Annotated in this window: 22 protein-coding genes; 10 read left to right on the top strand and 12 right to left on the bottom strand. The window is 58.8% G+C overall.

Annotation, left to right across the window (positions count from 1 at the left end; genetic code table 11):
- Positions 1–45 precede the first annotated feature (45 nt).
- The 4 genes from lepB to lptF all read right to left on the bottom strand — a co-directional run bounded on the left by lepB (position 46) and on the right by lptF (position 5,049).
- A complete protein-coding gene (gene lepB, locus PSH65_RS05880) occupies positions 46–900 on the bottom strand; it encodes a signal peptidase I (RefSeq protein WP_305425316.1) in 855 nt (284 codons plus the stop codon).
- Positions 901–905: 5 nt separating this feature from the next.
- A complete protein-coding gene (gene lepA, locus PSH65_RS05875) occupies positions 906–2,705 on the bottom strand; it encodes a translation elongation factor 4 (RefSeq protein ID WP_030129799.1) in 1,800 nt (599 codons plus the stop codon).
- Between the two features lie 171 nt (positions 2,706–2,876).
- On the bottom strand, positions 2,877–3,938 hold the full coding sequence (gene lptG / locus PSH65_RS05870) for an LPS export ABC transporter permease LptG (RefSeq protein ID WP_038981672.1): 1,062 nt from the start codon (positions 3,936–3,938) through the stop codon (positions 2,877–2,879).
- Positions 3,931–5,049, bottom strand: a complete 1,119-nt coding sequence (gene lptF, locus PSH65_RS05865) for an LPS export ABC transporter permease LptF (protein ID WP_305425314.1) — start codon at positions 5,047–5,049, stop codon at positions 3,931–3,933. Before lptF ends, lptG begins: the two co-directional genes overlap by 8 nt.
- Before the next feature lie 296 nt (positions 5,050–5,345).
- On the opposite strand from lptF, the gene PSH65_RS05860 reads away from it, so the two are divergent.
- From PSH65_RS05860 to rlmF, 5 genes are all read left to right on the top strand, one after another.
- Positions 5,346–6,836: a leucyl aminopeptidase gene (locus tag PSH65_RS05860; protein WP_305425313.1), complete on the top strand. Its 1,491-nt coding sequence runs from the start codon at positions 5,346–5,348 to the stop codon at positions 6,834–6,836.
- Between the two features lie 60 nt (positions 6,837–6,896).
- Positions 6,897–7,325: a DNA polymerase III subunit chi gene (locus PSH65_RS05855; protein ID WP_008072051.1), complete on the top strand. Its 429-nt coding sequence runs from the start codon at positions 6,897–6,899 to the stop codon at positions 7,323–7,325.
- An 8-nt stretch (positions 7,326–7,333) separates the two neighbouring features.
- Entirely contained in the window at positions 7,334–7,729 is a 396-nt protein-coding gene (locus PSH65_RS05850; protein ID WP_305425312.1) for a DNA polymerase III subunit chi, read from the top strand.
- Between the two features lie 214 nt (positions 7,730–7,943).
- Complete coding sequence (locus tag PSH65_RS05845) at positions 7,944–10,790, top strand: valine--tRNA ligase (RefSeq protein WP_305425311.1); 2,847 nt, start codon at positions 7,944–7,946, stop codon at positions 10,788–10,790.
- Between the two features lie 264 nt (positions 10,791–11,054).
- Complete coding sequence (gene rlmF, locus PSH65_RS05840; RefSeq protein ID WP_064676012.1) at positions 11,055–12,077, top strand: 23S rRNA (adenine(1618)-N(6))-methyltransferase RlmF; 1,023 nt, start codon at positions 11,055–11,057, stop codon at positions 12,075–12,077.
- A gap of 144 nt (positions 12,078–12,221) precedes the next feature.
- Here rlmF and PSH65_RS05835 read toward each other — a convergent pair whose 3' ends face one another.
- Positions 12,222–12,503 carry an HU family DNA-binding protein gene (locus PSH65_RS05835; RefSeq protein ID WP_007905514.1) on the bottom strand — a complete coding sequence of 94 codons (282 nt, stop codon included), beginning with the start codon at positions 12,501–12,503 and terminating at the stop codon, positions 12,222–12,224.
- Positions 12,504–12,900: 397 nt separating this feature from the next.
- Between PSH65_RS05835 and yejK the strand changes: the two genes are divergently transcribed.
- Complete coding sequence (yejK, locus tag PSH65_RS05830; protein ID WP_038981666.1) at positions 12,901–13,905, top strand: nucleoid-associated protein YejK; 1,005 nt, start codon at positions 12,901–12,903, stop codon at positions 13,903–13,905.
- On the top strand, positions 13,905–14,255 hold the full coding sequence (locus PSH65_RS05825) for a glutaredoxin family protein (protein WP_305425310.1): 351 nt from the start codon (positions 13,905–13,907) through the stop codon (positions 14,253–14,255). Before yejK ends, PSH65_RS05825 begins: the two co-directional genes overlap by 1 nt.
- A 162-nt stretch (positions 14,256–14,417) precedes the next feature.
- Here the strand turns inward: PSH65_RS05825 and PSH65_RS05820 are convergent, their stop codons facing one another.
- Complete coding sequence (locus PSH65_RS05820; protein ID WP_305425308.1) at positions 14,418–15,353, bottom strand: glutathione S-transferase family protein; 936 nt, start codon at positions 15,351–15,353, stop codon at positions 14,418–14,420.
- A 289-nt stretch (positions 15,354–15,642) separates the two neighbouring features.
- Here PSH65_RS05820 and PSH65_RS05815 point away from each other — a divergent pair, with 289 nt between their 5' ends.
- Positions 15,643–15,984 carry a hypothetical protein gene (locus PSH65_RS05815; RefSeq protein WP_305425307.1) on the top strand — a complete coding sequence of 114 codons (342 nt, stop codon included), beginning with the start codon at positions 15,643–15,645 and terminating at the stop codon, positions 15,982–15,984.
- 16 nt (positions 15,985–16,000) lie between these two features.
- Complete coding sequence (locus PSH65_RS05810) at positions 16,001–16,180, top strand: hypothetical protein (protein ID WP_305425306.1); 180 nt, start codon at positions 16,001–16,003, stop codon at positions 16,178–16,180.
- Between the two features lie 289 nt (positions 16,181–16,469).
- On the opposite strand, the gene yidD is transcribed toward PSH65_RS05810, so the two are convergent.
- From yidD to PSH65_RS05780, 6 genes are all read right to left on the bottom strand, one after another.
- The gene (yidD, locus tag PSH65_RS05805) at positions 16,470–16,676 is read right to left on the bottom strand and encodes a membrane protein insertion efficiency factor YidD (RefSeq protein ID WP_305425305.1); all 207 of its coding nucleotides are present in this window, start codon (positions 16,674–16,676) and stop codon (positions 16,470–16,472) included.
- Positions 16,673–16,915 carry a DUF4177 domain-containing protein gene (locus tag PSH65_RS05800; RefSeq protein ID WP_305425304.1) on the bottom strand — a complete coding sequence of 81 codons (243 nt, stop codon included), beginning with the start codon at positions 16,913–16,915 and terminating at the stop codon, positions 16,673–16,675. The genes yidD and PSH65_RS05800 overlap by 4 nt, the downstream gene beginning before the upstream one ends.
- Before the next feature lie 121 nt (positions 16,916–17,036).
- A complete protein-coding gene (locus PSH65_RS05795; RefSeq protein ID WP_305425303.1) occupies positions 17,037–17,351 on the bottom strand; it encodes a GIY-YIG nuclease family protein in 315 nt (104 codons plus the stop codon).
- A 39-nt stretch (positions 17,352–17,390) separates the two neighbouring features.
- Positions 17,391–17,861: a nuclear transport factor 2 family protein gene (locus PSH65_RS05790; RefSeq protein ID WP_305425301.1), complete on the bottom strand. Its 471-nt coding sequence runs from the start codon at positions 17,859–17,861 to the stop codon at positions 17,391–17,393.
- Positions 17,862–17,961: 100 nt separating this feature from the next.
- Complete coding sequence (locus PSH65_RS05785) at positions 17,962–19,278, bottom strand: CynX/NimT family MFS transporter (protein WP_305425300.1); 1,317 nt, start codon at positions 19,276–19,278, stop codon at positions 17,962–17,964.
- Entirely contained in the window at positions 19,268–19,927 is a 660-nt protein-coding gene (locus PSH65_RS05780) for a FadR/GntR family transcriptional regulator (protein WP_305425299.1), read from the bottom strand. The genes PSH65_RS05785 and PSH65_RS05780 overlap by 11 nt, the downstream gene beginning before the upstream one ends.
- Before the next feature lie 290 nt (positions 19,928–20,217).
- Between PSH65_RS05780 and PSH65_RS05775 the strand changes: the two genes are divergently transcribed.
- The gene (locus PSH65_RS05775; protein ID WP_305425297.1) at positions 20,218–21,843 is read left to right on the top strand and encodes a S8 family serine peptidase; all 1,626 of its coding nucleotides are present in this window, start codon (positions 20,218–20,220) and stop codon (positions 21,841–21,843) included.
- Positions 21,844–21,893 lie beyond the last annotated feature (50 nt).

The raw sequence follows: 21,893 nt of genomic DNA, 5'->3' as shown, positions 1-21,893 counted from the left end.
CTCCAGAAATGCATTCGGCGCTGTGTTCAACAGCGCCGTGTGTGATTACTTGATCAGGCCAACCCGCGAGAAATTCGGCAGGTGACTGAGTTTGGGTTCCGGCCAGCTCATCCAGACTGCGAAGGCCTTGCCGACGATATTCTTGTCGGGAACCATGCCCAGCAGATTCTTGGGAATGCTCGGGTCATCCCAGTAGCGACTGTCGTTCGAGTTGTCGCGGTTGTCGCCCATCATGAAGTAGTGCCCGGCAGGCACGGTCCACGAACGATCCGGTGCTGCGCGGTAGCGGCTCATTTCCTTGCGGATCAGGTGCTCGGCGATGCCGAGTTTTTCCTTGTAGAGCTCGGCACTGCCCAACGTGCCCGGCTCGGAGCCAACCAGTTGTTCGGCAATCGACTCGCCGTTGACGAACAGGCGCTTGTCGGCGGTGTAACGAATCTGGTCGCCCGGCAGCCCCACTACACGCTTGATGTAGTTGACGTTCGGGTCGCTCGGGTAGCGGAACACCATCACATCGCCGCGCTGCGGATCACCGACTTCGATGATTTTCTTGTCGATCACCGGCAGGCGGATCCCGTAAGAAAATTTGTTCACCAGAATGAAGTCGCCGACGTCCAGGGTCGGTTTCATCGAGCCGGAAGGAATCTGGAACGGTTCCACCAGGAACGAACGCAGCACCAGCACGATGAACAACACCGGGAAGAACGATTTGCCGTATTCGACCAGCAGCGGCTCTTTGTTCAGTTTCTCGACCACCACCATGTCAGCCTGGCTGACGCTACCCTGGTAAGAGTTAATGGCAGCCCGGCGCCGTGGCGCCAGGAACAGCAGATCGAGCAACGCCAACAGGCCGCAGACGAACACGGCGATGACCAGCAACAGCGGGAAATTTAGTGACATAGGACCTAACTATCCAACCTGAGCACGGCAAGGAAGGCTTCTTGTGGAATTTCCACGTTGCCGACCTGCTTCATGCGTTTTTTACCGGCCTTTTGCTTTTCCAGCAGCTTTTTCTTACGGCTGACGTCACCACCGTAGCATTTGGCCAATACGTTCTTTCTGAGTGCCTTGACGGTTGTACGCGCCACAATCTGACCACCAATGGCGGCCTGGATTGCCACGTCGAACATCTGCCGCGGAATCAGGTCTTTCATCTTCTCGGTCAACTGGCGACCTTTGTAGTGCGAGTTGTCACGGTGCACGATCAGCGCCAGAGCATCGACCTTGTCGCCGTTGATCAGCACGTCCAGTTTCACCAGATTAGCTGATTGATAACGGTCGAAATGGTAATCCAGCGAAGCATAGCCACGGCTGGTGGATTTCAGACGGTCGAAGAAGTCGAGGACCACTTCGTTCATCGGCAAATCGTAGGTCACTTGTACCTGGCTACCCAGGAACAGCATGTCGTGCTGCACGCCACGCTTTTCGATACACAGGGTAATGACGTTACCCAGGTGCTCTTGCGGCACAAGGATATTGGCCCGCACGATCGGTTCACGCATGTCTTCGATCGACGACAGGTCCGGGAGCTTCGACGGGTTATCGACGTAAATCGTTTCGCCGGTTTTCAGCAGCAGCTCGAAAATTACCGTTGGCGCGGTGGTAATCAGGTCCAGGTCGTACTCGCGCTCCAGGCGCTCCTGGATGATTTCCATGTGCAGCATGCCGAGGAACCCGCAACGGAAGCCGAAGCCCAGCGCGTCGGAGCTTTCCGGGGTGTACTGCAGGGACGAGTCGTTGAGCGTGAGCTTTTGCAGGGCTTCACGGAAATCTTCGAAGTCGTCGGAGCTGACCGGGAACAGACCGGCGTAAACCTGCGGCTGAATACGCTTGAAGCCTGGCAGCACGTCAACGTCTGGCGTGGAGCTCAAGGTCAGGGTGTCACCGACCGGTGCACCGTGAATGTCCTTGATGCCGGCAATGATGAAACCCACTTCGCCGGCCTTCAGGTCAACGGTGGCGGTGTGTTTCGGGTTGAAGACACCGACGCTGTCCACCAGGTGGATCTTGCCGGTGGATTTGACGAGGATCTTGTCGCCCTTCTTCACACGACCGTGACGCACGCGTACCAGGGAAACAACGCCCAGGTAGTTGTCGAACCAAGAGTCGATGATCAACGCTTGCAGCGGATCTTCGATGTTGCCGGTCGGCGCAGGAATGGTGGTGACGAGGCGCTCGAGCACTTCGTCGACGCCCAGACCGGTCTTGGCAGAGCACTCCACCGCGTCGGTGGCGTCGATGCCGATGATTTTCTCGATTTCTTCTTTGACGCGCTCTGGATCGGCCTGTGGCAGGTCGATCTTGTTCAGGACTGGCATGACTTCCAGGCCCTGCTCGATCGCCGTGTAGCAGTTGGCAACCGACTGCGCTTCAACGCCCTGACCGGCATCGACCACCAGCAACGCACCTTCACAGGCCGCCAACGAACGGCTGACTTCATAGGTGAAGTCAACGTGGCCGGGGGTATCAATGAAGTTCAGCTGGTACTTGATGCCATCGCGGGCGGTGTAATAAAGGGTGACGCTGTGGGCCTTGATGGTGATCCCGCGTTCACGTTCCAGGTCCATGGAGTCCAGCACCTGGGCTTCCATTTCGCGCTCGGCAAGGCCGCCGCACATCTGGATGAAGCGATCGGCCAGCGTCGACTTGCCATGGTCAATGTGGGCGATGATGGAGAAATTGCGGATATGACTCAAATCACTCACGGATCAACACTCAAAAAGGCTGCAGGCATAGCCCGCCGAAAAATAGCCGGGAATTGTACCTGATCCACGGCGCAAGCGTCACGTTCGCAGGTCAGACGGCGCTTACAAAAACGCCCCGGTCTTGCGACAGGGGCGTTTTGAGTGACAAGCCACATCGGGGAAAACCCGCGATCAACCGGCCCGGCGCAACAACCAGACCCCGGCCAGGGCACAGACACCGGCCGGTACCAGCACCGCAAACAGCGGCGAGAAACCGAATACCAGGCTCGAAGGCCCGAGCAAATCCTGGACGATGCGGAAGGTGAACCCCACCAGCACACCGGTAAAGACCCGCTGACCAAGGGTCACCGAACGCAGCGGGCCGAAGATGAAGGAAATCGCCATCAGCACCAATGCAGCGGTCACCAGCGGCTGCAACACCTTGACCCAAAACGCCAGCCAGTAACGACCGTTGCTCAGGCCCTGGTCAGCCAGGTAGTGGATGTAACTCCACAGACCGGTGATTGACAGTGATTCAGGCGCCATCACCACAGTGCTCAGCAATTGCGGGCTCAGGGCTACTTCCCAACGCTCCACCGGAGTCGTCACTACTTCGGTGTTCTTTTCATGGAACAACGTGGTCGTGACGTCGCTCAGTTGCCAGTGATCCGTGTCGAACTCCGCGCGTTTGGCGAAACTCGAAGACAGCATGTGGCGTTGGTCGTCGAAGCGATAACGGGTCACGCCGTACAGCAGACCATTGGGTTGCACGGAGTTGACGTGAATGAACTCGTCACCCTGACGGTGCCACAGACCGTGTTTGGCGCTTTGCGCATCGCCACTGCCCTGGGCCAGCGAGCGGTTGGCCTGAGCGGTAACTTCCGTGGCCGGCGCGACGTATTCACCGATCACCAGCCCCACCGCCATCAAAAGCAGCATCGGCTTCATGACAGCCCAGACGATCCGCCCGAGCGACACGCCCGCAGCGCGCATGATGGTCAGCTCACTGTGGCTGGCCAGGCTGCCGAGGCCGATCAGGCAACCGATCAGCGCCGCCATCGGCAACATGTCGTACAGACGGCGCGGCGCAGTCAGCAGCACATAGCTCAGGACATCCGCCAGCGTGTAGGTATCGCTGACGTCGCCCATCTCATCGATGAAGGCAAACAGCGTTGCCAGACCCAGAATGATCCCCAATACCGCCAGGATCGCCATGAACACGCTGCTACCAATGTAGCGATCGAGCTTATCCACGGGCCACCTCCAGCGCACTGCGGCGACTCGCCATCTTCAAGCGCAACGGCTCCCAGTACAGCAAGCCCAGGCCGATGGCCAGGAAGATCGCATGCACCCACCACAAGCCCAATGCCGACGGGATCTTGCCCTTTTCGAGGGCGCCGCGAGCGGCAATCAGGATGGTCAGGTAAGCCATATAAAGAAGAATCGCCGGCAGCAGCTTGAGGAAACGGCCCTGGCGCGGGTTGACCCGCGACAGCGGCACCGCCATCAGGGTCACGATGAAGACCAGCAACGGCAGAGACAGACGCCATTGCAGTTCGGTACGCGAACGGATGTCATCATTGCCCAGCAAGGAGCGGGTGGTCATCGCGTCACGGTCAGTGACTTCGTCGCTGACGTCCGGTTTGGGCAGCAATACGCCGTACTCGTCGTATTTGATGGCGCGGTAGTCGGCTTGACCCGGATTACCGTCGTAGCGGTAGCCGTTGTCGAGAATCAGGTAACGGTTGCCGTCGGGCCGAATTTCCTGACGACCCTTCTCGGCCACCAGGACGGAAATCCCTCGATCCTTTTTGTCGGAGTTTACATTTTTTTGCGAAATGAACACGCCGCCCAGATTGATGCGGTCATCCGACAATTGCTCGGTGTAGGTCACCCGAGTACCGTCGCGCAGGGCCTGGAAGCGGCCGGGCTCAAGGGTATCGAATTCAGTCAGTGCGTCCTGTTTGTTCAGCAGCAACTGGAACTGGTTGGCACCTTGTGGCGCCAGGCTCAGGCTCAGCCATGCCACCACCAGCGCAACCAGCGTGGCCGGAAACAGGGTGATGCGAAAAAGCCGCTGCTGGCTCATGCCGGTGGCCGACAACACGGTCATTTCGCTGTCGAGGTACAGACGACCGTAGGCCAGCAGGATCCCGAGAAACAGCCCCAAAGGCAGGATCAACTGCAGGAAACCTGGCAGACGAAAGCCCATGATCAGGAACAGCGAGCCCGGATCCAGGGCGCCAGAGGCCGCTTGGGCGAGGTATTTGATGAAGCGTCCGCTCATGATGATGACCAGCAGCACGGCGCTGACGGCGCTCAAGGTCAACAGGACTTCGCGGGATAGATAACGGAAGACAATCAAACCAGACACTCCAGGGTTGTCAGGCTAAGCGGCCAAACAAACAAACGTATCGGTCGGCCCGCAGGGCAGAGCCGCCGAAAAAGATGGCGCATTATCCTGTGATTGGGTGCGCCTGTCACTGCGCACGCTCAAGCAGACACCTGAACCACTGAAGTTCGCACGACCGAGGGTTGTCAGGCGCCGGTAGCGAGGTTCAAACTGCGGCCTTTGTCACGGGCACTGCTACCTGCGTCTTTCTACTTATAAGCATGCCTCTGCGCATCGCGCACTTTGACCATTAATTCAGGGACCCAGACATGGAACTGGTTGTAAAAAGCGTTAGCCCGGAAACGTTGAAGACCGCCACGCTGGTGGTCGCCGTCGGCGAAGGCCGCAAACTCGGCGCCGTTGCCAAACAACTCGACGAGCTGAGCGGTGGCACCATCAGTGCCGTGCTCAAGCGCGGCGACCTGGCCGGCAAAGTCGGCCAGAGCCTGTTGCTGCACAGCCTGCCTAACCTCAAGGCCGAGCGCGTGTTGCTGGTGGGCGTGGGCAAGGATGAAGAGCTGGGTGATCGCCCGTTCCGCAAAATCATCGCCGGTATCCTCAATAACCTTAAAGGCCTGGGCGGCAGCGATGCAGTGCTGGCACTGGATGAAGTCGTGGTCAAAGGCCGCGACAGCTATGGCAAGACCCGCCTGCTGGCCGAAACCCTGGTAGATGGCGAGTACACCTTCGACCAGTTCAAGAGCCAGAAAGCCGACCCGCTTGCCCTGAAGAAAGTCACCCTGGTGACCATCAAGGCCGCACAGGCTGAAGTCGAACGCGCCGTGACCCACGCCACCGCGATCGCCAATGGCATGGCCTTCACCCGTAACCTGGGCAACCTGCCGCCAAACATCTGCCACCCGACGTTCCTGGGCGAGCAAGCCAAAAACCTGGGCAAAGAATTCAAGAGCCTGAAAGTCGAAGTCCTCGATGAGAAGAAGATCAAGGACCTGGGCATGGGCTCGTTCTACGCCGTCGGCCAGGGCAGCGCCCAGCCACCGCGCCTGATCGTCATGCAATACAACGGCGGCAAGAAATCCGAGAAGCCGTACGCACTGGTCGGCAAAGGCATCACCTTCGACACCGGCGGCATCAGCCTCAAGCCGGGCGCCGGCATGGATGAAATGAAGTACGACATGGGCGGCGCCGCCAGCGTGTTCGGTACCTTGCGTGCCGTGCTTGAGCTGAAACTGCCGATCAACCTGGTGTGCATCCTGGCCTGTGCCGAGAACATGCCGAGCGGCAACGCTTCGCGTCCGGGCGACATCGTTACCACCATGAGCGGCCAGACCGTGGAAATCCTCAACACCGACGCCGAAGGCCGTCTGGTGCTGTGCGATGCCCTGACCTACTCCGAACGCTTCAAGCCGCAAGCGGTGATCGACATCGCCACCCTGACCGGCGCTTGTGTCGTCGCACTGGGTTCTCACACCTCGGGCCTGCTGGGCAACAACGACGAGCTGATCGGCCAACTGCTGAGCGCCGGCAAATCCGCCGACGACCGCGCCTGGCAACTGCCGCTGTTCGATGAATATCAAGAGCAACTGGATAGCCCGTTTGCCGACATCGCCAACATTGGCGGCCCGAAAGCCGGCACCATCACCGCTGCCTGCTTCCTGTCGCGCTTCACCAAGAACCTGAACTGGGCGCACCTGGACATCGCCGGCACGGCCTGGACCAGCGGCGGCAAGGACAAGGGCGCCACTGGCCGTCCGGTTCCCCTGCTGACCCAATACCTGCTGGACCGCGCCAAAGCCTGAAACCGATGACCCCGGGCGGCGCCACTTCCCAGTGGCGCCGCCCGGGGCTCAGGAACCGCAATGACCAAAGTCGACTTCTATATCCTGCCCAGCGCCGACCCTTCGGCACGGCTGGATTTCGCCTGCAAGCTCACCGAAAAAGCCTGGCGCATGGGCCATCGCATTTACCTGCACTGCAGCGATGCCGCCCAGCGTGATGACCTCGATGCGCGTTTGTGGGCCTTCAAGGGCGAAAGCTTCGTGCCCCACGGTCCCGCCGAAAGCGAGCCGGAGGGTTTGATTGTCCTGGGTCTTGGCGATGACTGCGGTCAGCATCAGGACCTGCTGGTCAATCTCGACCTGAAAGTCCCGGTATTTGCCAAACAGTTCGCCCGCGTGGCGGAAGTGGTGGTGGAAGATCCGACGATTCGTTCGGCTGCGCGTGAGAGTTTCCGTTTCTACCGCGAACAGGGCTATCCTCTGCAAGATCACCGTTTACAGCGACTCTGAGCATTCCGATGGACACTCCAAAACCGCAGCAAAATTCCGCGCATCTGCTGGATGACCTCGAGTCGATCCGCCAGTTGCTCGGCGATGACAACCTGCAACCGCCCTTGCTGACCGACACGGTCATCGAAGGTGATCAGGAACAGATCCCCATGCTGTTCGACACGGTCGGCAATGCGCCTCAGCCGGTCGAAACGCCACCGCCACCGCCACCCGCCCCAGCCGCGCAACCGTCGCCTGCCGCCAGCAAAGGCCCCGACGCCCTGCTGCACCTGGACAGCGAACTGCGCGCCGCCGCGCTATTGATCATGCAAGACGTGATCGACGACTTCGCCCCGCACATCGAAACCGAAATCAAACGCCGTCTGGATGCGCGGATGGAACGGTTGTTGAGCCAGTACGAATAAACACCAACCCCCTGTGGGAGCGAGCCTGCTCGCGATAGCATCACCTCGGTTTCCTGATAGACCGCGGCGCCTGCATCGCGAGCAGGCTCGCTCCCACATTTGATCTGCGTTGTAATTGATCAAGCGCCCTGTCCGCACCTGCTCGCCCTACGCCCCACGCCCCGCTATACTTGCCGGCTTTTCCTGAATAAATGCCAATAGGGTCCCGCCGCGCATGGATAAGACCTACCAGCCGCACGCCATTGAAACTTCCTGGTACAACACCTGGGAGTCTGAGAATTACTTCGCCCCGCAAGGCGCGGGCGAGTCCTACACCATCATGATCCCGCCGCCGAACGTCACCGGCAGCCTGCACATGGGTCACGGCTTCAACAACGCGATCATGGACGCCCTGATCCGTTTCCGCCGCATGCAGGGTCGCAACACCCTGTGGCAGCCGGGCACCGACCACGCCGGTATCGCCACGCAAATGCTGGTGGAGCGTCAACTCGAAGCCCAGGGCCAGAATCGCCATGATCTGGGCCGCGAAAAATTCCTCGAGAAAGTCTGGGAGTGGAAGGATCAGTCCGGTGGCAACATCAGCCGCCAGATCCGCCGCCTCGGCTCGTCCGTGGACTGGAGCCGTGAGCGCTTCACCATGGACGACGGCCTCTCGGAAGCGGTGAAAGAAGCGTTCGTGCGCCTGCACGAAGACGGTCTGATCTACCGCGGCAAGCGTCTGGTCAACTGGGACACCAAGCTGCACACGGCGATCTCCGACCTCGAAGTGGAAAACCACGACGAAAAAGGCTTCCTGTGGAACCTGAAGTACCCGCTGGCCGACGGCGCCAAAACCGCTGAAGGCAAGGATTACCTGATCGTCGCGACCACGCGTCCGGAAACCATGCTCGGCGATGCCGCCGTGGCCGTTAACCCGAACGATGAACGCTACAAAGCCCTGATCGGCAAATTTGTCGAGCTGCCGCTGGTTGGCCGCCGCATCCCGATCATCGCCGACGATTACTGCGATCCAGAATTCGGCACCGGTTGCGTGAAAATCACCCCGGCCCACGATTTCAACGACTACGAAGTCGGCAAGCGCCACAACCTGCCACTGCTGAACATCTTCGACAAAAACGCCAATGTTCTGCCTGCGGCCCAGGTGTTCAACCTTGACGGCACGCTGAACGAAAGCATCGACGGCAAGATCCCGGCCGAGTACGCCGGCCTCGACCGCTTCCAGGCCCGCAAGGAAATCGTGGCGGCGTTCGAAGCGGCCGGCCTGCTGGTCAGCGTCGACGATCACGCCCTGAAAGTACCGAAAGGCGACCGCTCCGGCACCATCATCGAGCCGTGGCTGACCGACCAGTGGTACGTGTCCACCAAGCCATTGGCCGAGCCTGCCATCGCTGCGGTTGAAGACGGCCGCATTCAGTTCGTGCCCAAGCAATACGAAAACATGTACTTCTCGTGGATGCGCGACATCCAGGATTGGTGCATCAGCCGTCAGCTGTGGTGGGGCCACCGGATTCCGGCCTGGTACGACGAGTCGGGCAAGGTCTATGTCGGTCGCGACGAAGCCGAAGTGCGTGCCAAGAACAACCTCGGCCCGGACGTTGCGCTGCAACAGGACAACGACGTTCTCGACACCTGGTTCAGTTCGGGCCTGTGGACTTTCTCCACACTCGGCTGGCCGGAGCAGACCGAGTTCCTGAAGAAATTCCACTCCACCGATGTGCTGGTGACCGGTTTCGACATCATTTTCTTCTGGGTTGCCCGGATGATCATGCTCACCATGCACTTGGTGAAAAACGAAGACGGCACGCCGCAGGTTCCGTTCAAGACCGTTTACGTGCACGGTCTGGTGCGTGATGGCCAGGGTCAGAAAATGTCCAAGTCCAAGGGCAACGTCCTGGACCCGCTGGACATCATCGACGGCATCGAGCTGGAAGAGCTGGTGCAGAAACGCACCTCCGGCATGATGCAGCCAAAACTGGCGAAGAAGATCGAGAAGCAGACCCGCGACGAGTTCGCCGACGGCATCGCCAGCTACGGCACCGATGCCCTGCGCTTCACGTTCTGCTCGCTGGCGTCGACCGGTCGTGACATCAAGTTCGACATGGGCCGCGTCGAAGGCTATCGCAACTTCTGCAACAAGATCTGGAACGCTGCGCGCTACGTGCTGGACAAAGGCGAAGACTGCGGTCAGAACGGCGAAGCCTACGAGCTGTCCTTGGCGGATCGCTGGATCATTTCGCAGCTGCAACGCACTGAAGCCGAAGTGACTCGTCAGCTCGACCAGTTCCGTTTCGACCTGGCGGCACAAGCCTTGTACGAGTTCATCTGGAACCAGTATTGCGACTGGTACCTGGAACTGTCCAAGCCTGTGCTGTGGGACGAAAATGCACCGGTTGAACGTCAGCGCGGCACCCGTCGCACGCTGGTTCGAGTGCTGGAAGTCGCGTTGCGTCTGGCCCACCCGTTCATGCCGTTCATCACCGAAGAAATCTGGCAGCGCGTCGCGCCGCTGGCCGGTATCGAAGGCAAGACGATCATGCTGCAACCTTGGCCAGTGGCCAACGAAGCACGCATCGATCAGGGCGCCGAAGACGATATCGAATGGCTCAAGGGCCTGATGCTCGGCACGCGTAACATCCGTGGCGAAATGAACATCGGTCCGGGCAAGCCACTGCCGATCTACCTGAAGAACGTCAGCGCTGAAGACCAGCGCCGCCTGACCGAGAACGAAGCGCTGCTGAAGAAGCTGGCGCGTCTGGAATCGATCACCGTTCTGAAGGCTGGCGAAGAAGCACCGCTGTCCGCCACCGCTCTGGTTGGCGAGATGGAAGTGCTGGTACCGATGGCCGGCCTGATCGACAAGGACGCCGAACTGGCTCGCCTGGACAAGGAAATCCTGCGTCTGCAGGGTGAAGTTCAGCGGGTCGGCGGCAAGCTGTCCAACGCCGGTTTCGTCGACAAGGCCCCGGCCGAAGTCATCGAGAAGGAACGCGCCAAACTGGCTGAAGCTGAACAGGCTTTGGGCAAGCTGGCCGAGCAGCATGCGCGGATTGCCAGCCTGTAACGGTAAATCGCAATGAAAAAGGGAGGCCCGCAACGGCCTCCCTTTTTTATGCCCGCCACTTGCCCACAAACACCACAACACCCTGTGGGAGCGGGCTTGCCCGCGATGAGGCCCTCATATTCAACATTGATGTGACTGACAGATCGCCATCGCGGGCAAGCCCGCTCCCACAGGGATTCGTGCTGATCTTCACAATTGCATTCACAACGCCTGGATGTGGGACAATACCCGCCACTTTTAGCCATACCCGAATCGACAACGCCCATGAACGCCCCCCGCACACCAAGACCTGCGCGCAAGAAGCCTGACTCCGCTACCCCGGCCAAAGCCGTGGAACCCCGCGAGAAAGCAAGCCTGCATCCGCGCAATCGCCACCAGGGTCGTTATGACTTCCCGGCGCTGATCAAAACAACGCCGGAACTGGCGCAGTTCGTGATCATCAACCCGTATGGCAAGGAAAGCATCGACTTCGCCAGCCCGGACGCGGTTCGGGTGTTCAACCGGGCGCTGCTCAAGTCGTTCTACGGCATCGCCCATTGGGACATCCCGGCCGATTACCTGTGCCCGCCAGTTCCGGGCCGTGCCGACTACGTGCACTTCCTGGCCGACCTGCTGGCCAGCGTCAACGACGGCGAGATCCCTCGTGGTGCGCCGGTCAAGGTGCTCGATATCGGCATGGGCGCCAACTGCGTCTATCCGTTGATCGGCTACAGCGACTACCGCTGGCACTTCCTCGGCTCGGAAATCGACCCGACGGCCGTGGCTGCCGCTAAAGCCATCGTGCAGTCCAACGGGCTGAACAAGGCCATCCAGCTGCGCCAGCAAAGCAATCCCAAGCACATTCTGCTGGGCCTGCTCGAACCCGGCGAACGCTTTGACCTGACCATGTGCAACCCGCCGTTCCACGCCTCGATGGATGAGGCCACCAAGGGCAGCGAGCGTAAGTGGCGCGCCTTGGGCCGCGCCGACCCGAAACGCAAACTGCCGGTGCTGAACTTTGGCGGCCAGTCCGCCGAACTGTGGTGTGAAGGTGGCGAAGCACGGTTTGTGACGCAACTGATCGCCGAAAGCGCGCACTTTCAACACAAGGTGCTTTGGTTCAGCACCCTGGTCTCGAAAGCCTCAAACCTGCCGGCGATCCAGACGGCGCTGAAAAAGGCCGGCGTATTGGAAAGCCAGGTCGTGGAAATGTCCCAGGGCCAGAAGCAAAGTCGCTTCGTCGCCTGGACCTTCCAGACCAAATCCGAACAGCAGGTCTGGCGCGAACGCTGGGCGCGTAAAAGCTGAGTAACTGACCGGCGCAGATCAACGGTGGGAGTGGGCTTGCTCGCTCCCACATTGGTTCAGCGGTTTTGCAGGTCAATCGCTAAATCGCAGACACAAAAAAACCGTGCCCGGATTGCTCCGGAGCACGGTTTTTTTTAACAAGTCTTACTTGTTAACAGCGTCGGTCAGGCCTTTGGCCACAACCAGCTTGATAACTTTCTTGGCAGCGATTTCGATGGCAGCGCCAGTCGAAGGGTTGCGGCCGGTACGGGCAGGACGCTCAGTCACTTTCAGCTTGCCGATACCTGGCAGGGTGATTTCGCCGCCGTTTTCCAGCTGATCAGCAACGATTTGGCCCAGTTGGTCCAGAGCGTTACGCGCGGTGGTTTTTGGCGCGTCGATAGCTTCAGCGATGTCGGCGATCAGTTGGTCTTTAGTAAGAGCCATGTAATGTTCCTTCCCTATCAAATTCATATGGATTGCAGAGTGCAGTGTCAGCCATCGAGCCCGATCTTCTGGATCTGGCACCCTCGGCCATAACCACGACGAGTCGGGGTTATAGATACCGAAATCAGGGTTTGGTTCGACCTGACAAATGCTGAATGCACGCTTAACGCAGTGACTTCGCGTAAGACCGGGCAAAACTAGCACAGAGACGGGGAAATATCCGCCTCTAGCTACCCATTTGGTCAGCTTTATTGCTCTAAATTGGCAAAAAACTGCATAAGGGCCGGCGGACAGCTGCAAATTGCCCCCCGGCACCACGCCAAAACCAGTGGTTGCGGTACACTGAGCGCTTTTTCGGGGGAGCACGCCCTCCTCTCTTCAATCAGCCGAGAAGCCCATGCCGATCCGTCATTGCATCGTCCACCTGATCGACAAAAAACCCGACGGCACACCCGCAGTTCTTCATGCCCGCGATTCCGAACTGGCTGAGTCCAGCGCCATCGAGTACATGCTTGCCGACCTCAACGAGAGCTACAACGCCAAACAAGGCAAGGCCTGGGGTTTCTTCCATGCCGAGTCCGGGGCGCATCCGTTCAGCGGCTGGCTGAAGGAATACCTCGACGGCGGTAAGGACTTCACAGCCTTCAGCCGAGTGGCGGTGGAACATCTGCAGAAGCTGATGGAAGAGTCGAACCTCTCTGTGGGCGGCCACGTGCTGTTTGCTCATTACCAGCAGGGCATGACCGATTACCTGGCCATCGCCCTGCTGCACCACAGCGAAGGCGTGGCAGTGACCGATCAGCTGGACGTGACCCCTTCGCGACACCTGGACCTTGGCCAGTTGCACCTGGCAGCGCGGATCAACGTCTCCGAGTGGCAGAACAACAAACAGTCCAAGCAGTACATCTCGTTCATCAAAGGCAAGAACGGCAAAAAGGTTTCGGAGTACTTCCGTGACTTCATCGGCTGCCAGGAAGGCGTCGACGGCCCCGGCGAAACCCGCACCCTGCTCAAGGCCTTCAGTGACTTCGTCGAAAGCGAAGACCTGCCGGAAGAGTCCGCACGCGAGAAGACCAAGACCTTGGTGGATTACGCCAGCAGCCAGGCAAAAATGGGCGAGCCCATGGGCCTGGAAGAATTGTCCGAGCTGATCGACGAAGAACGCCCGAAAGCGTTCTACGATCACATCCGCAACAAGGACTATGGCCTGTCGCCTGAGATCCCGGCGGATAAGCGCACCCTGAACCAGTTCCGCCGCTTCACCGGCCGCGCCGAGGGCTTATCCATCAGCTTCGAAGCGCACCTGCTGGGCTCGAAGATCGAATACGACGAAGAGGCCGGTACGCTGATCATCAAAGGCCTGCCGACCCAATTGACCGACCAGCTCAAGCGACGCAACTGATGCTCGGCGGCGTGTTGAAAAAATTCCTGCTGATCCTGCTGGTGGTCGTGGTTTACCAGAACTGGGGCAAGATCGAGCGGGTGTTTCATCCCTCGCAGGTGGTGTCCGAGCAGACCCAGGCCAAGGCCAACGTCGTGCTCTACACCACCGAATGGTGCGGCTACTGCAAGCTGACCCGGCGCTTTCTCGATCAGAAGGGCATTGCGTACAAGGAATTCGATATCGAGAAAGATACCCAGGCGCGTAAAGCCTATGAGGCGCTGGGAGGACGCGGGATTCCGCTGATCGATGTGAACGGAACGTTGATACGCGGGTATGACCCGGACAAGGTGCTTGCGGCGTTGAAATAGCTTTTCAGGCCGACCCCGTCCTTTGTGGGAGCTGGCTTGCCTGTGATAGCGGAGTGTCAGGCAACATCAATATTGCTGGGCTGACCTCATCGCAGCGGTGCGGCGATCCGACAAGCCAGCTCCCACAGGTTAGTGCATGACCAGAAAATCAGTGGTTAGCGTCTACTGCGCTTCGATACGAAACCCGAACCGCGGAAAGTGCACATGCACCACGCCAACCCGCTCGTCTTCGCGACGCAAAATCAATTCCTCGCTGCCCGCAAACAGCAACTCTCCCGCCACTGGATCAACGCCATAATCGGTCGCGGCGACCACCACCTGCTGGCCAACCTCGAACCCGTTCGGCTCATCAAACTGCTCATCCGGCAACGCAGCTGGCGTGGCGTTGCGCGCGACTTCAAGCGCTTCCTCAGAAGTCATCTCGCTGAACGCGCCATGACCAAAGCCCATCACCCGGCCAAACCATGCCGACACGGCCGGATAAGCATCCACCAACGGTGACGTCACGTGCGTTGCTTTGAGGAACCACAGTGAATGGGCCAGGGCAAAGTCGGCAATCGACGGCTCGCCGAACAGGAAGTCACCCTGTTCGCGCTGAAGCTGCTGCTCCAGACGCGCCATGATCGTTGGCCACTGATGCCGAGCCTGCTCGGCGGACAACCGTGTAGCGCTGCCACCGCTGAACAAACCGGCGCGATCGGCCAGGAACCCCTTGATCGCTTCCGGCGACAACTTGCCAAAGCGCACCGCCACCGATGCAGGTTGAAACACCAGGCTGACCGCATGCTGGAACACCACCGAGTCAACCCATGCAGCGAAGGTTGCGGTGATCATTTCCTGGCCTTCCGGGAAGAACGCCGGCAAGGCTTTTTCCTGCTCCAGACGACGAGCCATCAACGCGGTGTCGCAATAGACATCAGCCCCCACCTGCAATACCGGCGTCTTGCGGTAGCCGCCGGTCAGCGCTGTCAGATCGGGTTTGGGCATCACTGGCGAGATGTTCACCGAGCGCCAGGACAGCCCTTTGAAGCCCAGCAGCAGGCGGGCCTTTTCGGCGAAAGGGGACGTCGGGTAGTGATGAAGAATCAACTCGGACATTACGTAAGCCTCATTTTTAATTATGACTACAGCCCTTTAAATGCACAGGCCGCAGTGTTTTCTAAGTCATTCATTTCCACTTGATCGTCTTTCAATCCATCAAGTGTCCATACACCTCGGCTATCGGACTACTTCAACCAGGCCCCTCGGGCTGAAGTGGTAGCCAGCGCTCCAATCTCGCAAACGTCGTTACCTTTCGACATGGAAAAACGTTTTCTTCGGTCTGAGCCCTCCCTGATCACAAGGTAACATTGCGACAAATAATGAAAACAACGAAGGATCGCTGCACATGCTCGTGAATGTTGCGCCATTGATAAAAGAAGCAACAGGCCAACAGACTTGGATCGATCTTGCATTGCCGGACCTGAGGACGCTGACGAGGGAACTTCGCTCAGCCCCGATCGAAGAAGTGAAGAGGGCTGATGATGAGGAGGGAGCCCTACAAATCCTCTTGGCTCACTTCGGATTTATTGATGAAGCCCTGCTGGCAGTCACGATTATGACCCCGATAGGAAATGTGGCGATCATGAGAGACAAACTGGCTCACATTGTCGAAAAACGTCCCGACTCTCGTGAACGTTACGTTCGACATGCACTGGAGACCGTTCGAAGTATGGAGAGTACTTTATGACAACGGTGCATACCGCGTGGCGTTCATCAATGCCTACGAGGCCAAAAATGACATGCTTGTCGTTGTGGATGTCAGAGATGGGCACGTCATGTGGAGTTTTATGCATGCCCCAGCGCGAGCCATGAACAAGCATCGACAAGGAGAGCTTCTCTACAAGCGCTACGTTCTCGAAGACAAAGAAAAAGGGCAGCTGTGAGGCTGCCCTTTGAATTTGAATCCTGATATTGGCATCCTCAGGAAATGGGATGAAGAGGTCTCACCTTACACCGATGTTGCAGCATCGCTGAGGTACCTACGTCTGCTAAAGCCCTGCAAGGCAGCAGATTTCGCGCTCTTGTTGTCATTCTTGATAAAGATGACAGGCATGTCAACTCATTTGCTACCTCATCCGGTCACCGTAGCATGCTTGCCAAAGCCTCCCGCAAGTGGATCAACTTTTACGGTCCCTGCGTATCTGGTCCGCGCGGTGACAATCCACCAAGCGTTCAAGGATAGTCTTCTCCACCATTGGGCATGCGGCAACGGCCAATCCGCTTGAGCGCCATTGCTACACCTTTCCACGGGCCATGCTTGTCAATCGCCAATTGCGCGTAGTGAGAACAAGAAGGGTGGAAACGACAAGCCCCCCTTAATCGCTGAGGGGCGGTTCTCTGGTAGAGACGGATTAGAGCCTTCAAAAAAAGTGTGATCACCGAGGCTTACGGAAGGTGATGACGTAGTAATTGGCGAGACTGGCCTTCTTGCCCCTCAACGCATCAAGGCAACCTGCGTTCACCTGAACACCAATAGTGTCGATCCGGTAAAATTCCCAACCCTCATCGGCCTGCTTGTTGGCAATGCTCTGCAAGTAAACAGCAGCTTCGTTACCCTTTTCCTTGCTGGCCTGAACCTGAATGTTAGGTGGCACCTGAACCATTTTGTAGTGATACATCGACTGTCCTTAATGACGTAAGTGGCGGTGTGCCACGACGCTCACTCTACAGACAACAATTGCGGATCAGTAGCTTAATGGGCATTTTCAGAAAGAGCTGACACCGCCGAAGACAAATGACCTACACCGATGACATAGCGCTCGCCACCAGACATTCCTTGGCGCTTTTCTTGAGTTTTTTGATCAAGCGTTCCTGGCGCAGTGCTTCGCTTTTGTCACGGCAGATTTCGGTGTAGACCAGTGCCACGGCCGGGCTGGACAGGAAGAAGCGCGCGCCTTTGCCACTTTGGTGAGTAGCGAAGCGGCGGACGGGATCGTCGCTGATCCCGCAGTAGAGCGAACCATTGGCCGCGCGAACGAGGTAGACGAACCAGGGTTTGCTGACGGGCAGCGGCGGTTCGGCGGCAATGACGGAAGATTCGCTCGAGGTGTTCACGTGACGATCAAGGCTTGTAGGAAACAAGCCGCGATCTTATCAGCGACTGGCCTGAAATGCCTTCAGCCCCTTCAAGGCCTGAGCGCGCACGGCGTTTTTCACCACTGGCGTCCAGCCCAACAACAGCCCTTTGAAACCCAGCGCCTGACGGGACCAGCGCCACAGATCAAAGTTGTCGTGGTGCTCGCAGATCTTGCCGTCGCGAAACACGAAGCGCGCCTGGATGTCGTTGACCACGGCATTGCCGGTCTGACTGAACAGGTAGGTCGCGACCCAATGGGCACCGCCCGTACGCTCATCGCTGCGCACGTTATCGAAGGTCAGGGAGAAGTCCTTGGCCCGCGTGGTGAGCATGCGCCACATGTCGCCGGCATCGCGCCCACGCAGTTCGCCGAACGCCGGATCACTGAACACCACATCGTCGGTGTAGCAAGCGCTCATGGCCTCGGCATCCAGCCGCTGGAAGGCTTGGTAGAACCGGGTGATCAAGGCGTTATGGGCATCACTCATAGACAGACTCCGGAGAATAGGCAGATTGCCAGCACGATAATCTGCAAACGGACGAAACACCATCAGCATTCGCACTCCGAATACCGACGGTGTGCGCGAATCAGATCTTTTCGCTTTCGACCTGCACGTACAGCGAACGCCCGGCACCGAGGCCGGCGATGATCGCGCTGAGGCCGATGACACCGAAAATCCAGCCCAGGGCGCTCCAGCCGCCGGTCCAGTCATGTACCACGCCGACCGCGAACGGTCCCATGGACGCCAGGGTGTAACCGAAGCCTTGGGCCATGCTCGACAGGTTGGCCGCGACATGGGCATCCCGCGAGCGCAGCACGATCAGGGTCAACGCCAGGCTGAACGTAGCGCCCTGCCCCAACCCCAGCAGGATCGCCCAGCCCCATAGGCCGTTGATCGGTGCATAAAGGCAACCGAACAAACCGCCGAGCGTCATTACCATGACGATCACGATCGCCAGCCGCTGATCCTTGCCGCGCGTCGCCAGCCAGGGTGCTGCCAGCGAGCTGATCAACTGGACAATCACCGAACCCGACAACACCAGACCGGCCTGGGTTGGCGTCAGCCCGCGGCCGATCAGAATCGACGGTAGCCAGCCAAACACGATGTAGGCCAAAGACGATTGCAGGCCCATGTACAAGGTCACTTGCCAGGCCAGTGGATCACGCAGCAGACCTCGGACCCGATAGGCAACGTGGTGCGCGCCGTGTTTCTGGCCGACTTGCGGCAGCCAGAACATCGCCGCGACCAGTGCTGGAACTACCCAGAAGCCCAGGCCCATGGCCCAGCTCTTGTCGAAATGTTCACTCAACGGCACGGTCGCCCCAGCTGCCATGGCCGCCCCCAGGCATAGGGCCATGGTGTAGACGCCGGTCATGGTGCCGGCCTGTTTCGGGAAGTCGCGTTTGACAATGCCGGGCAGCAGCACGCCGATCACCCCAATGCTGGCGCCGGCCAACACGCTGCCGGCGAACAGACCGATCTCGCCGAACGAACTGCGCAAAATGATCCCGCCGGCCAGCATCAGAAGAATCCCCAACACCACCCGCTCGGCCCCAAAACGTCGCGCCAGCACCGGTGCCAACGGCGCGAACAAACCGAGGCAAAGTACCGGCAAGGTCGTCAGCAAACCGGCATGAGCAGCCGATAGCCCCAGTGTCTTCGAGACCTCGCTGAGCATCGGCGCCATGCTCGACAACGCCGGACGCAGGTTCAGCGCCACCAGAATCAGGCCGAGCAACAACAACCACGGTCGCCGCAGGACCGGGTGAGTTTGCTGAACCTGTTCGTCATCGGCTTCGGCGTCGATCAATAGCTCATCGAGCTCCGCCGTACGCTTGAGCTCAGTGATGCTGCTGTTGCTGGCCTGCTGGGTGGGCATGGGGTTCTCGGTTTCAAGGTTCATTGATCAACTGCCTCGACAAGGCTTTTGCCCGTTCCGGGTCGCGTTGCTCGACGGCATCGAGCAGTTCGACATGAAGGTCGAACACCGATTGGCGTCGGGGTGAGATGTTCAGGGTCTGGCGCAAGTGCGCGCCGACGATGCTGGAGAAATAGCGATACAACTCGCTGAGGGTCGGGTTATGCGCCGCATCCACCAGTCGACGGTGAAACACCAGATCGCAAGCGATGTAGGTGTCGAGATCGCCGTGGTAGTGACTGCCGCTGACGCCTAGCGCTTCGCGCAATGCCACCAGGTCTTCCTCAGTGCGGCGTAACGCCGCGAGGCCGATGGCTTCGACTTCCAGAATGTGCCGGGTTTCCCGAGCCTGTTCCTGAGTGCATCGGGAAAGCGCCTTCATGGTGTCCAGCGGATCAATCACCGCCCGCAGATAGCTGCCGTCGCCCTGGCGAATCTCGATCAACCCGGAAAACGCCAACACGCGCATGGCTTCGCGCACGGTGTTGCGGCTGATGCCCAGCTCAGTCGCCAGTTCCGGCTCGGTGGGCAAACGCTGGCCGACCGTCCAGACGCCTTCGGTGATGCGCAGGCGTAACTGGTCCAGAGCCTGATCGACCAGGGATCGCTTAATTAATGGAGAAATGTCTGACATAAGATTCGCCCTTTCATCCAATCATAGGATGAATTTTCTGACATGTTAGTCAGCTTCGTTTGAGAGGACAACCTGCCCTACCAGAGCGGTCGCAGCTTCAAGGCACTTTTCTCGGAGGTTTTTCCTAGAACCTACTGTGCAAGTGGCAGAAAACCTTCGCACGCGGAGTGATTTCCCACCCCCCTCGCAAGAATGAGCTGACATCCCTCGGAACCTACGAGCGTCAGACTTCACGATGTTGATTCGCGGGCATTTTCGCCCGCACTTGAATAGAAGGAAGAGAAAAGCACATGGAAGAAGTCAATTTCGGCAAGAAGGGTGGCCGCTCTTTTTTTTTGAAGAAAAGTCAGGACCTGCTCGCCGTACGCAGCCGGGCGGGGAAAAGTCTCGCTGCAACCCTGTGCTGCGAAAAAGCCGATCAAGCACTGGGTGGCGGTCAGCTGTTACTGCACATTGAGGACGCCGACGTGCAGGTCTTCAAACTGCCGCAAGATTCGGATGTATCCCGATGCAAGGCTTTGCTGCGGGAATTGCCGGACGTGCGTTTCGCCGCAAGCGTGCTCGTCGATCCTCATACTCAAGAGCCCGTTCTTTACACCGAGAATATTTTTCTTAAGTTTGTTGATCTACTCACCCCGACACAGTGCCAGGTCATACTCGATGAGCTGGGTCTGACCATCAAACAGCAGGTTCCCTACGCGGCGAACGCCTTCTTCGTCCAACACAAGAATTGCCGCGGCACTGACGTGTGCTCATTCGCACTTGAACTGCTAAAACGTGAGGATATCGATTACTGCCACCCGGAAATGTTGCGCCAGGGACAACGTCGGGCGATCCACGACAATCAATGGCACCTGAAAAAAACCACCGTGACCTATCACGTCCAGATTGATGCCAGTGCCAATGTCGAAGCGGCCCATGACCTGGCCCAGGGTGAAGGGGTCGTAATCGCAGTCATCGATGATGCCTTTGATATCGACCACCCTGAATTCGCCGGATTCGGCAAAGTCATCGGGGCGCAAAACTTTGACCGGCGCAATGCCAGGCAAGGTCCACGTCCGAAAAACGACCTTGAGCGCCACGGAACGGCAGCCGCCGGTGTCGCTTGCGCCAATGGTGAAATCGGCGCCAGCGGCGTTGCTCCTCGGGCCAGCCTCATGCCGTTAAAGCTCACCAAGCCGTTGGGCGCACGGGCTGAAGCGGACGCGTTTTTCTGGGCAGCCGACCAGGGCGCCGACATCATTTCCTGCAGCTGGGGCCCGGCCGAAGGGCATTGGGCTGACCCTACCGATCCTCGGCACACGCAGGTTTTTCCGCTTGCCGCCAGCACGCGACTGGCCATCGAGTACGCCGCGACCAAGGGCCGCAATGGAAAAGGATGCCTCATCTTTTTTGGTGCCGGCAACGGTAACGAGAGCGTGGATAACGATGGGTACTCCAGCCATCCCTTGGTCATTGCCGTCGGTGCCTGCAATGACCAAAACCGACGCAGTGCCTACAGCGACTACGGAAAAGCGCTCTGGTGCTGCTTTCCCAGCGGCGATCAATCTCACCCGGACCCAAAATTCCAACCCGCCACTTCAATGCCGCAAACTCGAGGCATTCGCACCACGGATTTGAGCGGCAAGTTTGCCGCCCCAAACAATGCGGCCTACACCGAATCGTTCAGCGGCACCTCCAGCGCCTGCCCGGGGGCGGCAGGCGTGGCAGCGCTGGTTCTGGGGGTCAACCCATTACTGGATCGCGAATCTGTCCGACAGATCCTGGCCGATTGTTGCGACAAGATCGGCCATGCCGACGATGGCCCGCTCGGTCAATACGACCGGAGCGGCCATAGTCATTACTACGGATACGGTCGTCTCAATGCACTTCGAGCGGTGCATCTGGCGCTTGAACGCAAGGAAACGCAGAACTGAATGTGGGTTGGCTGCGGTCAGCTCTCGGCAGGTCTTTCACCCACAAGATT

The organism is Pseudomonas sp. FP603 (genome assembly GCF_030687415.1).
Classification (GTDB): Bacteria; Pseudomonadota; Gammaproteobacteria; order Pseudomonadales; family Pseudomonadaceae; genus Aquipseudomonas; species Aquipseudomonas wuhanensis.
Note: the sequence above shows the minus strand (reverse complement) of the source record. Positions and strands in the feature narration are given on the sequence as shown.

What these genes read in the sequence shown, in the direction of transcription:
- PSH65_RS05855 (WP_008072051.1), top strand. Translation starts at nt 6,897, where the DNA reads ATGACCAAAGTCGACTTCTATATCCTGCCCAGCGCCGACCCTTCGGCA.
- PSH65_RS05815 (WP_305425307.1), top strand. Translation starts at nt 15,643, where the DNA reads ATGCTCGTGAATGTTGCGCCATTGATAAAAGAAGCAACAGGCCAACAG.
- lepB (WP_305425316.1), bottom strand. Translation starts at nt 900, where the DNA reads ATGTCACTAAATTTCCCGCTGTTGCTGGTCATCGCCGTGTTCGTCTGC.
- PSH65_RS05790 (WP_305425301.1), bottom strand. Translation starts at nt 17,861, where the DNA reads ATGAGTGATGCCCATAACGCCTTGATCACCCGGTTCTACCAAGCCTTC.
- PSH65_RS05845 (WP_305425311.1), top strand. Translation starts at nt 7,944, where the DNA reads ATGGATAAGACCTACCAGCCGCACGCCATTGAAACTTCCTGGTACAAC.
- PSH65_RS05775 (WP_305425297.1), top strand. Translation starts at nt 20,218, where the DNA reads ATGGAAGAAGTCAATTTCGGCAAGAAGGGTGGCCGCTCTTTTTTTTTG.
- PSH65_RS05825 (WP_305425310.1), top strand. Translation starts at nt 13,905, where the DNA reads ATGCTCGGCGGCGTGTTGAAAAAATTCCTGCTGATCCTGCTGGTGGTC.
- PSH65_RS05800 (WP_305425304.1), bottom strand. Translation starts at nt 16,915, where the DNA reads ATGTATCACTACAAAATGGTTCAGGTGCCACCTAACATTCAGGTTCAG.
- PSH65_RS05780 (WP_305425299.1), bottom strand. Translation starts at nt 19,927, where the DNA reads ATGTCAGACATTTCTCCATTAATTAAGCGATCCCTGGTCGATCAGGCT.
- PSH65_RS05820 (WP_305425308.1), bottom strand. Translation starts at nt 15,353, where the DNA reads ATGTCCGAGTTGATTCTTCATCACTACCCGACGTCCCCTTTCGCCGAA.
- yejK (WP_038981666.1), top strand. Translation starts at nt 12,901, where the DNA reads ATGCCGATCCGTCATTGCATCGTCCACCTGATCGACAAAAAACCCGAC.
- PSH65_RS05850 (WP_305425312.1), top strand. Translation starts at nt 7,334, where the DNA reads ATGGACACTCCAAAACCGCAGCAAAATTCCGCGCATCTGCTGGATGAC.
- rlmF (WP_064676012.1), top strand. Translation starts at nt 11,055, where the DNA reads ATGAACGCCCCCCGCACACCAAGACCTGCGCGCAAGAAGCCTGACTCC.
- PSH65_RS05835 (WP_007905514.1), bottom strand. Translation starts at nt 12,503, where the DNA reads ATGGCTCTTACTAAAGACCAACTGATCGCCGACATCGCTGAAGCTATC.
- PSH65_RS05860 (WP_305425313.1), top strand. Translation starts at nt 5,346, where the DNA reads ATGGAACTGGTTGTAAAAAGCGTTAGCCCGGAAACGTTGAAGACCGCC.
- PSH65_RS05785 (WP_305425300.1), bottom strand. Translation starts at nt 19,278, where the DNA reads ATGAACCTTGAAACCGAGAACCCCATGCCCACCCAGCAGGCCAGCAAC.